This window comes from Pleionea sp. CnH1-48, assembly GCF_024124665.1.
GTDB lineage: Bacteria > Pseudomonadota > Gammaproteobacteria > Enterobacterales > Kangiellaceae > JAMXSB01.
Genome location: NZ_JAMXSB010000010.1, coordinates 56,301 through 68,258 on the forward strand (window position 1 = coordinate 56,301; position 11,958 = coordinate 68,258).

Below are 11,958 nucleotides of genomic sequence, written 5' to 3' on the forward strand. Positions count from 1 at the left end.
TAGGAGCAACTGTTCTTAAGTCAAAACAAAAAAGACTCGCCAGGGCGAGTCTTTTTTTGTGATTAAGCTACCAACCGCACTGACGATTTTTGTTTTGCTCGTCAAGCCAGGTTTTGAGTGGGGCAAAGTAATCGATAACAGCCGTCGCATCCATTTCTTTGCTGCCAGTCATTGCAGCCAAAGCTTCTTGCCATGGCTTGCTTTGACCCATTTCTAACATGGCAATAAGCTTTTTGCCCGCTTCTTTATTGTTGTAAATAGAGCAGCGATGCAGTGGGCCTTCATGGCCTGCAATTTTACAAAGCTCGCGATGGAACTGGAACTGTAAAATGTGTGCAAGGAAGTAACGCGAATAAGGTGTGTTACCTGGGATATGGTACTTAGCACCGGGATCGAAGTGTTCTTCGGTACGCTCAACAGGAGGGTGAATACCCTGATAGTCTTTACGTAACTGCCACCAGCCAGCGTTGTAGTTTTCTGGCTTTAATTCTCCGCTAAATACTTTCCAGCGCCACTTATCAACCATCAGGCCAAATGGTAAGAAGGCTACCTTATCCATTGCCATACGCATTAAGAAAGGCAAGTCGCCAGACGCATCCGGCTCTTCGTCAATCAAGTGAATTTGTTTTAAGTACTTAGGCGTGATGGACAGAGCAACGGTATCACCAATGGCTTCATGGAATCCATCGTTGGCGCTACCACGATAAAGCATGGGCTGCTTCAAGTTGTAAGCACGCTGATAAACGTTGTGTCCAATCTCATGGTGAATGGTATTAAACTCATCTCCAGTGATTTGGATACACATTTTTATACGATAATCGTCGCTATCAAAGTCCCAGGCGCTGGCATGACAAACCACATCGCGATCACGTGGCTTATCAAACAAAGAGCGTGACCAGAAAGTATCGGGTAGTGGCTCGAAACCTAGTGAAGTGAAGAAACCTTCTGCTTCACGAACCATGCCTTTAGAAGTATAAGCTTTGGCTTTCAGGCGCTCTGTCACATCAACACTGCTGCCACCTTCAGGAGCAACCAGATCATAGATGTTACCCCATTGTTGTGCCCACATGTTACCTAACAAGTGCGCAGGAATGGTTCCTGAGTTTTTCGCTACTTCATCACCGTACTTCTCGTTTAGATTGGCACGAACGTGGCAGTGGAGGGCGTCGTACAATGGTTTAACTTGTCCCCATACGCGATCCATTTCGGCGGCAAACGCATCGGGCTCCATATCGTAATTAGAACGCCACAAAGCACCGACGTCAGCAAAACCTAAATCTCTTGCGCCTTCGTTAGCAATTTCTGCCAGGCGGGTATAAGGCGCTTTCATGGGTTTGGAAACTTCACGCCATTTGACCCACGCATCCAACATGGCATCAGGATCGTCAGAAGTTGCTAAGGTATCAGAAGCTGCCAGTAAGACATCACTGCCTTTACCGTACATACCGTTTAGTTTACTTTCGATCTGAGCCAATTCTGCGGCTTTTTCTGGCTGGTTAGCAGGAGCAGGTAAGGTTAATGCTAACTTAAGTAATTTCAGTTTGCGGGCGACGTCTGCAGGTAGTTCTAGGCCATCGAATTTTGATGCGCCATTGGCTAACTCAATACCCAATAATTTGTAGTCTTCGTTAGCTTTGGCTTCGATGAATTGAGTGTCTTCAGTAATAAAGTTAGAAGCAACCCAGGCTGCTTTGGCAATGTATTCATAATTGTCTTCCAAACGCTTTTCTGCGTCTGCAACAAATGCTGCGGCGTCTTCTGCCGTTGGGCCTTTAGGGGCAACGGGTTTTTCGGCGACTTTTTGCTCTGGTTGTTGGCAGCCGATCAAAGCGCCTGCGACAGCACCAGCAATGAGCCAGCGGCTAACTGCATGTGTTGTTTTTTTCATAACTCACCCACTGTGATTGTTTTTAGCTTCGCAAAGATTAACGGCATCAAGGTCATACATCAAGGCAGTATTATGGATTACTTACTTCATCGGACCTTATCTGATGGAGTTTTAACCAGAACCGATGGGTTTTTCTGGCAAACTTTTGGATTGGCTATTCTATGGCTAATGGAGAGGGGGACAAACGTTGCGTTACAGTAACTGGATGGTTAGCATAGGTGCTTATTCTATATCGAGTTGGATCCCTGTATGACTTTGCCAGGACCTGTCATGTTGGACTTAAAGTCCACCGACATTAGTGCAGAAGAAAAAGAAAAGTTAACCCACCCAAGTTGTGGGGGTGTCATATTGTTTGCGCGCAATATCGCAAGCCCTAAACAGGTCAGTGAATTGAATCAATCGATCAGGAACTTGAATTCATCGCTGCTCATTGCTGTCGATCAGGAAGGCGGACGTGTACAACGCCTAAAAGATGGCTACTCTTTACTACCAGCGTTGCGTTTGCTGGAGCAGCAGGCTCAAGATCATGATCAAGCCTTGTTATGGGCTTATCATCATGGACGCCTGATGGCCTTAGAGGTAATTGCATCGGGTTTTGATATCAGTTTTGCCCCCGTTCTTGATTTGGCCAGTGAAGATAGCCGTGTGATTGGCGATCGTGCTTTTCATGAGAATGTCGAAGCAATTATTCCTTTGGCGCAGGCCTACATACGCGGTATGGGGGAAGCGGGTATGAAGGCGACAGGTAAGCATTTTCCTGGGCATGGTACGGTACATGCGGATTCCCACGTAGAAATACCCGAGGATGATCGTCCTTTTGAGACCATTATGCGTCAGGATTTGAGGGTGTTTGCTGAATTGTCGCCACAACTGGCAGCGGTTATGCCTGCCCATGTGATTTATTCTCAGGTTGATTCTCAACCCGCTGGATTCTCACCCCATTGGATTCAAGAAATATTGCGCCGACGCTTATCCTTCGAAGGGGTGGTATTTAGTGATGATCTGTCGATGAAAGGTGCTGAGACCGCAGGCGATTATTGTCAGCGAGCGGAGAGTGCGTTAGAAGCCGGCTGCGATATGGTGTTGGTTTGTAATCAACCAGAAGAAGCCGAAAATGTTCTAGAATTTTGTGAGCAATACCCTTTTGCCGAAGACTCGGCAAAAAGAATTCAGTCAATGAAAGCCTCGGGTACTAAACTGGCTTTGAGTCAGCTCGCTGAATTATCACCCATGTGGCGCGAAAGTCATCAAATATTGGCTGCACAATTCGCACTCTAGCAGAGCAATCAGTGGCAGCCTATACCCAAAGTATTTCAAGGTGCAGTAGGCGGCCAGCACTTCGAAATATGACGGATATATTTAGGGTGAGATGCAGCAAAAGTTAAATAGAAAAATGTTTGGTTAAACATGTCGGTGCAGGAGAGTAAGGTGGAAGTAATTACTAAATGGTTGTACGACATTCAGGGTGAGTCAGCCTGGATGACTGAGATTTTTATTTTGGTTTTGCTGACGCTGATTTTAAGCTTTAGTTGGAGTATTTTTAGTCGCAAAGTGAGCGAAAAGTTTGACCGGACCAAAAACTTTTGGGATGACGCTCTGATCCTTGCCATGATAAGGCCGGTTAACTGGGCCATCTGGGTGATCGGCGTGAGTTATGCCATTGAACTTTCTCAATCAAACTATCTACAAGAAATTATTACTTTTAGTTTGGCCGGAGAAGATGCTCAGGTCGAAATTCGTGATGTGATTTTAATCGGTTTGTTTGGCTGGTTTTTAAACCGCTTTATTCGCCAGGTCGAAAAAAACATGGTGGTCGATCAAAAAGGGCGAGAGCGCGACGATCGTATTGACGAAACCACTATTTATGCCATCAGCAAATTGTTGCGGGTATCAGTCACCATTACCGTCACTCTGGTGATTTTACAAACGGTAGGGATCAGCATCAGCGCTGTTCTGGCTTTTGGTGGCATTGGTGGTATTGCAGTGGGTTTTGCCGCAAAAGATTTGCTGGCAAACTTTTTTGGTGGATTAATTATTTATCTGGATCGGCCTTTTGCTGTCGGCGACTGGGTCCGCAGCCCCGACCGAAACATCGAAGGAACGGTGGAGTATATAGGATGGCGTCAAACTCGTATTCGCACGTTTGATAAGCGACCTTTGTATGTTCCTAATGCTGTATTTAACAGCGTGGCTTTAGAAAATCCATCCCGCATGTCTCATCGACGTATTTACGAAACCATTGGTATTCGCTATCAGGATATTGGGCAGATGTCTGATATTGTGCAGGCGGTTAAAGCCATGTTGTCGGAACATCCAGAAATAGCGATTGACCAAACTATGATCGTTAACTTTAATAGTTTTGCGCCGTCTTCTGTCGACTTTTTTGTTTATACCTTTACCAAAACCACTAACTGGATCCGCTTTCACGAAATTAAACAGGACGTGTTATTAAAGATTGCGGATATTATTACGCAGCATGGCGCAGAAATGGCGTTTCCTACTTCAACGGTGCACTTGCAGATGGAGCCAGAACAATTGGCTCAATTGGGATCTGAATCGTAGAGAAGGGCATAGATAGCACTAGTGCTATCTATGCTTGTAACTTTGGGTAGACGGTTTAGGCTTTGTGAGTGACAGAGTGAATGACTTTGTCGAACTCAAAATACACCGTAAAGTCCTGATAAACCCAACGTGTAATCGGTGGCTCACCGACTGGCTGAAGAATTTGAGCTGGCTCACCATATTGAGAGCGTACCGAATCCATCGAGATGCCATGGCGCGGCGTGGACTGTTGTTGCCCTTGAGAACCGACTGGAACCGGCTCAGACTCTTCTGCGATGGCTAGCATTGGACCAGCTGCGATGACAGCCGCAATAATCCAGTTTTTCATAGTGGGATCCTCTCTGGTTTTTCTCCAAGCCTTTGGGCTCGTAGCTGCCTGGATTGCAGGCGGGTAATATGTTTTATCAATTCATCTTGATCATGATGATCGATATCTCGAAACTCGGTGGCGATAAGAAAACTGCCATTGTCTGATTGGCAACTCACTACTTCTGCCAGCGAGCTGAAACTAAAACACTCTGGAAACAAAACAATTTTGAGTCCCAGATGAGATTTTTCAGCTAATGCCTCGGGGTGGCGAAAACGTATGCCACCGCCGCTTATATTCACTTTCGTGGTTTTGAGGCTCTGCCCATGGTGTTTCACAATATATCGGGCTATCAGCTCAATCTTTTCGTTTTGCATTTTTAAATAATGACCAACCGAGCGATTTTTCTCAAAGATACTGCTTAAAGTTTGCGCGTTTTCACTATCGAGTTGGCGCAGTTCTCGCAGCATTTGGAACTCGGGTGGCATCTGGTCGTCAAAGCTCTGTCGCTTAGGTTGACCCGCCGCTGCATCGACCGGGAAAATCTGTAGAGATATTTCGTCGTCGATGCGATAAAAATCGCGGCGTTCTTGCTCTTGGGCCATGGTGGTTTCTCGCAAATAATCTTTGCACTCCACGCAGGCTGTCGTTAGCATAGAGCGCCATTGGCATAGTTAACTATACCTCTTCACTCAGTTTGAGTGCGAGGAAAATCGCGTCAGACCTTATTCGCCAAGGGCTTTACAAGGCTTTGACGATCATAATGGGAAATCTTATCGCGTATTTGCTGTTCTGTTAATATAATAGCTTAAAAATCTGTGATAACTTACTCAAAATTAGAGAGTTTTGTAAATATATTATGAAGTTTCCATTTTCCTGGTTTGTGGGTTTTCGCTATACGCGGGCCAAACGAACCAATCATTTTATTTCTTTTATCGCATTAGCGTCGATTATAGGGATTGCACTGGGTGTTATGGTGCTGATCACCGTATTGTCGGTAATGAATGGCTTTGAGCGTGAGCTTAGAGAACGTATTTTAGGCACTGTACCTCATGTCACTGTGGGCGTCAGGGGCGAAGATTTTGCCAATTGGCAAGAGTTGGGCGAGCAAATTAAGCAGATCCCCGATGTGGTGGCGGTGGCTCCCTATATTGATGCCAATGCCATGTTCCGTAATATGTCCACCACAAGCTATGGCCAAATGCGAGGCATCAACCCTGACGAAGAAACCAAAGTGTCGATCCTCAATGACTTTATGGTGCTCGGCGGGTTCGAGAAGCTTGAGCCTGGTAAGTTTGGCATTATCCTGGGGAGCGGTCTGGCGGCTTCTCTAGGTGTTTCTATGGGCGATAAAGTGACCGTTTTAGTAGCCGATGGGGCGACGGTATCACCGGCGGGTATTGCACCTCGCTATAAACGATTTACGGTGGTGGGCATTTTTGAGGTGCGCTCAGAAGCCGATGGTCGGGTCGCCATGGTCCATATTAATGATGCTGCCAAGCTTATGCGCAAAGGCGACAAAGTTGAGGCGGTACAGGTCAAAGTTCAAAACGTTCTGGATGCTCATGTGGTGGCGTCGCAGGTACGTGCCGCATTGGGCTTTAACTACTGGGTAAGTGACTGGAATCGAGTGTATGGCTCTTTATTCCGAGCCATAAAAATGGAAAAAACCATGATGTTTGTGCTGCTGACTCTGATTGTTGCAGTGGCCGCTTTTAACATCGTATCGACCATGGTGATGGTGGTGACCGATAAACAGTCGGATATTGCGATCTTACGTACCTTGGGGGCTTCTCCGGGTACTGTGATGAGAGTATTTATTGTACAGGGCAGTATCAACGGCGTGGTTGGGACACTATTTGGCGTCTTGTTTGGTGTGTTACTGACCCTCAATTTACCAGATATAGTGCAATTTTTAGAAAGTACTTTGAGTGTGTCTGTGGTACCTGCCGATGTGTATTTTATTGGCTTTTTGCCAACCCAGTTAGAAGTATCTGATGTCGTTAAAATTACGGTATCAGCTTTGTTAATGAGTGTAGTAGCCACCTTGTACCCAGCATGGCGTGCGGCTAAGACTAAGCCCGCGGAGGCCTTGCGTTATGAGTAATACTGTCATTTTAGAAAGCCGCAATGTGACCAAAACCTATACCGACGCAGGCAAAGAAGTGGTGGTGCTACAGGGCGTTGATTTGGATGTTAATCAGGGTGACAGCATTTCTATTGTGGGAAGCTCTGGTTCTGGAAAAAGCTCGTTGCTCCATGTGTTGGGAGGGCTTGATGTTCCAACAGACGGCGAGGTGCTGATCCATGGCAAAAACATCCACGAAATGAGTGCTAAACGTCAGGGTGACTGGCGCAATAAGCATTTAGGATTTGTTTATCAGTTTCATCACCTGTTGGCTGAATTCACCGCGCTAGAAAATGTCGCCATGCCGTTATTAATTCGAGGTATGGATGCTAAAAAAGCGAATGAACAGGCGGCCAATATGATTGAACAGGTCGGATTGCGTGAACGTCTTGAACATAAACCCTCGCAATTGTCCGGTGGTGAGCGTCAGCGTATTGCGATTGCTCGCGCTCTGGTGACTCGACCTGATTGCATTTTGGCGGATGAACCAACTGGTAATCTTGATTCAGATAATGCGCAAATGGTTTATGAGTTGATGCTGGATCTCAATCAAAAACTGGGAACCGCGTTAATCGTGGTGACTCATGACAGGGATTTAGCCGCTAAGGCGAATCGTCAACTTGAGTTGGTCGATGGTGTCTTGAACAAACACTAAAAAGCGGGATGCTTGATAAGCCCTTAAAGCTTGATGTTTTAAGGGCTTTTTTTGTGCTTAATGAGAAGTTTGTTTGTTACGTTTTAAGCGATTCTTGATACGGGTTTTCCACTGGCTGGCAACATGGATACGCCAAAATACGCGCATGCCTACATAAGCCAGGGCTGCGGCAACGATGCCGCAAATCAAACAACCCAGCAAAAAGGGCTCCCAAATAGAAAGCAAACCATCGCTGAGCCATTCCCAGGTAAATTCATCAGGGAATTCACCACCAGTATCGCCTAGAATCCAGGTGCCAACCAAATAGGCAAAACCAAAAATGACGGGCATCGTGATAGGGTTGGTGATCCACACCAGAGCGACCGACAGGGGTAAGTTCGCGCGGAACAGAATGGCGATACCTGCTGCCAGTGGCATTTGAAAAGGAACTGGAATGAAGGCGCAGAATAAACCAATAGCAAAAGCGTTGGCGACGGAGTAGCGAGTCAGATGCCAGAGTTGTGGATCATGAAGTAGCTTCCCAAAAATTTTTAAAAAGCGATGGCTTTTTATGGTTTCTGGGGCGGGCATGACGCGTTTAATGATTTTCTTTGGCATAAGGCTCCGTTTCTACTAGTGCTACGACTGAAAACTTTGCTATTGTAGCCGTGATGGTCGGGCTATAAAAGTCTATTGTGAGGTTTTTAACCCGGGTTTCACTCGCTCTATAGTGGTAGGCTGTCAAGCAACCATTGTAAGTGAGTTGGGTTTGGGACTGCTAAGGCCTGTTGTTATATATCCCAAGTATTTCAAGGTGCAGGTAGGCGGCCAGCAAGCGAATCCCCTGAGCTTAGGCACACTAAGTGATTGGGGTGAGTGCGCGCAGCGCTGCAACTTGAAAGGCGACGGGTATAAGTATAGAAGCTCGACGAGGATGTCGGGTCGTTGTTATCAAGGAATCGATGATGCGCTTGTTTGGCGTTGGTCTGCTCGTGGGTTGCTGCGGGTTATTGTTTGTTCATTCGTTGTGGTCTGTGTTAAGCCTCTGGGTGATTGCCGCGACTTTCCTGTTTTTTCTCTTCGGTTGTTTTCTTTCCAAACATTACAGAGTCCTGGCAACTTTGTGGCTTGGTATCTGTATCGGAATTTGCTGGAGTCAATATCGTGCTGATGTGGCCTTATCAAGTCGTTTGCCAGTGGTAGAAGAAGCACTGCTGATTCGAGTTGAAGCAAAAGTATGCTCTTTGGTTAAACACTATCCAAAACTTTCCAGCTTTGAACTTTGTGTGATCGACTGGTTAAGTGAGCCTTTGCCTATAAAAAAGTTGCGAGTGCGATGGTACCACCCAGATGATGAGCTTGAAGTGGGAGAGACGGCCGAATTTCTATTAAAAATAAAAACACCCTTAGGGCGAATGAATCCTGGTGCAACTGACGAAGAACGTTGGCGCTTATTGGCAGGCTTGGATGCTGAAGGTTATGTCAGAGACATTAAGTTAAGGCGTCCACCTGTTTTGTCTTTGTTGTCAGTGCGAGCAGAGTGGGTGAGCTTTATTGAACGGCTGACTATCCACAGTGAATTTCAAGGATGGCATCTGGCGTTAGTAGTGGGTGAACGTCATGGTTTAAAAAGCGCAGAAAAAGAGCGGCTAAAACATTCGGGTACTGCGCATCTTATTGCTATTTCGGGTTTACACGTAGGACTGATTTACGGTTGGAGCTTTTTAGTTTTTAGTACTTTGTGGCGTTTACTTCCTGGTCGCTGGTTAATATGGCCTGCTCATTCGGTGGCAATGTGCATCAGTTTATTGCTGGCTGGTCTTTATGCCTGGTCGGCGGGTTTATCATTACCCACTCAACGGGCAATGATTGCATTGAGTCTTTGGGTCATCGTTCAGATGTTGGGATTGCAATGGTCGCTCTCTCGTTTATTAGCGGTTACAGTGAGTTTGCTGCTGTTGTGGGAGCCAATGAGTGTGATGAGCGAGAGCTTCTGGCTTTCTTTAGTGGCGGTTTCGTTAATTTTTTTGTGCCTTGCTTTGTTTAAGCTGAGAGGTTGGCGCTTTTGGCTCCTGTTACAGGCAGTGATGTCGTTAGTAATGTCATTATTTGCTGCTCTCTTGTTTGGAGAGCTGTCTATTAACGCATTTTTGTCGAATATTATTGCTATTCCTCTGGTGTCGATGGTGTTGTTGCCATCAGAGATGATTACAGTGTTAGTGGCTTGCTTACAGGAGTCTTGGGGAATGTCGTTGTTAGTGGTGAACGACGTCATCATCGAAGGACTGAATGGCTATTTACGACAGATGAATCAATGGATACCTGCCTATTCTCTCTCGGTTGCTCAATCGATTGGTATTGGTGTGGTTGCACTCTTGTTACTTGGTTGGTGGACGCGAAAGATTCCGGTAGCTTTTGCGTTGATAACATCTTTAGTCATCGGGTTAGGTGGATGGAGTTGGCAGCAGTCGCAAGATAAGGGATTTTCTTTGCACGTTCTGGATGTAGGCCAGGGGCTGGCGGTTGTTGGGATCAGTTCTGAGTTGGTGTTTGTTTATGATACGGGAGATGCCAGTGCTCACTGGAGTGCAGCACAAAAATATCTGTTGCCGTTTTTGCGCAGTCGAGGTGTTAGCCATATTGATTTCTTGTTTATTAGCCATCGAGATCGTGATCATCGTGGAGGTCTACAAGTACTTCTGGATTCATTTTCGGTAGGACGCATTATTGAGGGCGAACAAAGTGAATTGCTTAATGCAGAACCCTGTGAAGGGGAGCTCAATGGTGACAACATTCAACTAAGCTGGCGGCAGATGCCTGCCCAAAGTCGCAATAATGCTTCCTGTCTATTAAAAGTCAGTGTGGCTGAGAGGCAGTGGTTGTTGACGGGTGATATTGAACGGCCAGCCGAAAAGTATTTTTTGCACCATTTTGCTGACTGGATACGGGCTGATGTTTTGTTGGTGCCTCATCATGGCAGTGCGACTTCATCAATGTCGGCATTTATTGAGGCGGTGGCGCCCGAGTGGGCGATTGTTTCTAGCGGTTATGCGAATCGATTTAAGCTCCCCAATAAAAAAGTCATGGAACGCTATCGCCAGAATGGGGTCAAAACCCTGAATACGTGGCGTAACGGTATGATTTCTATAAAGATTGATGAAAAAGGCAGCATTCTGATAGGAACTCATAGAACCGAATCACAAAATTTTTGGAACCATTCAATGGTTAGCAGCAATTAACCAATGACTGTGATACATTACGGCCATCATTCGTAGTTTATCCCTTATCGCAAAAGGCTTATTTAAGCACCAAGGTTATAAGGGGATTGTTGATTGTCTAGGCTATAGATGCGTCTAATAGCTAAGCTAGGAGTTTTTTGAGTGTTATTCGATATTATTGTTAATGGTGGCTGGATCATGTGGCCGCTGGTTTTATGTTCTATTGTTGCATTAGCGATTTGTGTTGAGCGTTTTTGGACACTAAGAAAGTCTCGTATTACACCCAAGCATTTGGTAGCTCAAGTTTGGGGTTGGATTAAAAATAACCAACTGGATAAAAAGAAGCTTAAAAGCTTAAAAGACTCGTCTCCTCTGGGTGAAATTTTGGCTGCTGGCATTGTAAATCATGCTCATGGTCGTGAAGTGATGAAAGAAGCTATCCGAGATTCTGGCCGCCAGGTAGTGGTACAGCTAGAACGCTTTTTAAACACTCTGGGTACGATTGCCGTGATTACTCCGCTGATGGGATTGTTAGGTACGGTTATCGGTATGATTAAAGTATTTACCGTCATTACTTCGCAAGGTATTGGTGATGCTAATGCGTTAGCTGGCGGGATTTCTGAAGCATTGTTAACCACTGCTGCTGGCTTATGTGTTGCTATCCCTGCACTGATTTTTCATCGTTACTTTGAGCGCAAAGTCGATGAGCTGGTTGTTGTGATGGAAGAAGAAGCATTGAAGATGGTTGAAGTGCTTCATGGTGAGCGTGAAGCGGTAGATAAGTAAGGTTGTCATTGTGTTTCATCAACGAAGAAAAAATGAAGTATCTGTCAACCTGACACCTTTGATTGATGTGGTGTTTTTGCTGCTGATCTTTTTTATGGTATCTGCCAGCTTTAATCGCGATACTCAAATTAAACTAGAATTACCTGAAGCGTCAGGTGATCCTATGGAAGCCTTGCCAGAACTCATCGAAATCAGTGTAGACAGTGAAGGCCGCTATTTTGTGAATGCCAAACCGGTTGTTAACACTCAGGTGGAGACCTTGGTAAAAGCCATTCAGCTGGTGGGTAAAGGTAATGATAAAATTCCTGTGATGATCAGTGCTGATGCCGGTGCGCCGTTCCAGTCAGTGATGACAGCAATGGACGCATCGCGAAAAGCAGGCTATTTTAATTTCTCTATGGCAACAAAACATCCGCAATCAAAGCAGTAACAACA

Annotated in this window: 11 protein-coding genes; 7 read left to right on the top strand and 4 right to left on the bottom strand. The window is 45.7% G+C overall.

Annotation, left to right across the window (positions count from 1 at the left end; translation table 11 throughout):
- Positions 1 to 67: 67 nt before the first annotated feature.
- Complete coding sequence (locus NH399_RS16275) at positions 68 to 1,888, bottom strand: M2 family metallopeptidase (RefSeq protein ID WP_253041925.1); 1,821 nt, start codon at positions 1,886 to 1,888, stop codon at positions 68 to 70.
- 249 nt (positions 1,889 to 2,137) lie between these two features.
- Between NH399_RS16275 and nagZ the strand changes: the two genes are divergently transcribed.
- Entirely contained in the window at positions 2,138 to 3,166 is a 1,029-nt protein-coding gene (nagZ, locus tag NH399_RS16280; protein WP_253041927.1) for a beta-N-acetylhexosaminidase, read from the top strand.
- Between the two features lie 150 nt (positions 3,167 to 3,316).
- Entirely contained in the window at positions 3,317 to 4,450 is a 1,134-nt protein-coding gene (locus tag NH399_RS16285) for a mechanosensitive ion channel domain-containing protein (RefSeq protein ID WP_253041928.1), read from the top strand.
- 55 nt (positions 4,451 to 4,505) lie between these two features.
- On the opposite strand, the gene NH399_RS16290 is transcribed toward NH399_RS16285, so the two are convergent.
- On the bottom strand, positions 4,506 to 4,778 hold the full coding sequence (locus NH399_RS16290) for a hypothetical protein (RefSeq protein ID WP_253041930.1): 273 nt from the start codon (positions 4,776 to 4,778) through the stop codon (positions 4,506 to 4,508).
- Positions 4,775 to 5,395: a PilZ domain-containing protein gene (locus tag NH399_RS25975; protein WP_253041932.1), complete on the bottom strand. Its 621-nt coding sequence runs from the start codon at positions 5,393 to 5,395 to the stop codon at positions 4,775 to 4,777. Before NH399_RS25975 ends, NH399_RS16290 begins: the two co-directional genes overlap by 4 nt.
- A 221-nt stretch (positions 5,396 to 5,616) precedes the next feature.
- On the opposite strand from NH399_RS25975, the gene NH399_RS16300 reads away from it, so the two are divergent.
- Together NH399_RS16300 and lolD are read left to right on the top strand one after the other, a co-directional pair.
- Positions 5,617 to 6,864 (top strand): lipoprotein-releasing ABC transporter permease subunit, encoded by a 1,248-nt coding sequence (locus NH399_RS16300; protein ID WP_253041934.1) that lies wholly within the window; start codon positions 5,617 to 5,619, stop codon positions 6,862 to 6,864.
- Positions 6,857 to 7,540 carry a lipoprotein-releasing ABC transporter ATP-binding protein LolD gene (gene lolD / locus NH399_RS16305; RefSeq protein ID WP_253041936.1) on the top strand — a complete coding sequence of 228 codons (684 nt, stop codon included), beginning with the start codon at positions 6,857 to 6,859 and terminating at the stop codon, positions 7,538 to 7,540. Before NH399_RS16300 ends, lolD begins: the two co-directional genes overlap by 8 nt.
- Positions 7,541 to 7,597: 57 nt before the next feature.
- Here lolD and NH399_RS16310 read toward each other — a convergent pair whose 3' ends face one another.
- Complete coding sequence (locus NH399_RS16310) at positions 7,598 to 8,137, bottom strand: DUF2062 domain-containing protein (protein ID WP_253041938.1); 540 nt, start codon at positions 8,135 to 8,137, stop codon at positions 7,598 to 7,600.
- A 344-nt stretch (positions 8,138 to 8,481) separates the two neighbouring features.
- Between NH399_RS16310 and NH399_RS16315 the strand changes: the two genes are divergently transcribed.
- The 3 genes from NH399_RS16315 (at position 8,482) to NH399_RS16325 (ending at position 11,953) form a co-directional block, all read left to right on the top strand.
- Positions 8,482 to 10,758 carry a DNA internalization-related competence protein ComEC/Rec2 gene (locus NH399_RS16315; RefSeq protein WP_253041940.1) on the top strand — a complete coding sequence of 759 codons (2,277 nt, stop codon included), beginning with the start codon at positions 8,482 to 8,484 and terminating at the stop codon, positions 10,756 to 10,758.
- Between the two features lie 177 nt (positions 10,759 to 10,935).
- A complete protein-coding gene (locus NH399_RS16320) occupies positions 10,936 to 11,523 on the top strand; it encodes a MotA/TolQ/ExbB proton channel family protein (RefSeq protein WP_253042229.1) in 588 nt (195 codons plus the stop codon).
- Between the two features lie 10 nt (positions 11,524 to 11,533).
- On the top strand, positions 11,534 to 11,953 hold the full coding sequence (locus NH399_RS16325) for a biopolymer transporter ExbD (protein ID WP_253041942.1): 420 nt from the start codon (positions 11,534 to 11,536) through the stop codon (positions 11,951 to 11,953).
- Positions 11,954 to 11,958 lie beyond the last annotated feature (5 nt).

Bases quoted from the DNA above. Each gene is read 5' to 3' on its own strand.
- NH399_RS16275 (WP_253041925.1), bottom strand. From the start codon at position 1,888: ATGAAAAAAACAACACATGCAGTTAGCCGCTGGCTCATTGCTGGTGCT.
- nagZ (WP_253041927.1), top strand. From the start codon at position 2,138: ATGACTTTGCCAGGACCTGTCATGTTGGACTTAAAGTCCACCGACATT.
- NH399_RS16290 (WP_253041930.1), bottom strand. From the start codon at position 4,778: ATGAAAAACTGGATTATTGCGGCTGTCATCGCAGCTGGTCCAATGCTA.
- NH399_RS16300 (WP_253041934.1), top strand. From the start codon at position 5,617: ATGAAGTTTCCATTTTCCTGGTTTGTGGGTTTTCGCTATACGCGGGCC.
- lolD (WP_253041936.1), top strand. From the start codon at position 6,857: ATGAGTAATACTGTCATTTTAGAAAGCCGCAATGTGACCAAAACCTAT.
- NH399_RS16310 (WP_253041938.1), bottom strand. From the start codon at position 8,137: ATGCCAAAGAAAATCATTAAACGCGTCATGCCCGCCCCAGAAACCATA.
- NH399_RS16315 (WP_253041940.1), top strand. From the start codon at position 8,482: ATGATGCGCTTGTTTGGCGTTGGTCTGCTCGTGGGTTGCTGCGGGTTA.
- NH399_RS16320 (WP_253042229.1), top strand. From the start codon at position 10,936: ATGTGGCCGCTGGTTTTATGTTCTATTGTTGCATTAGCGATTTGTGTT.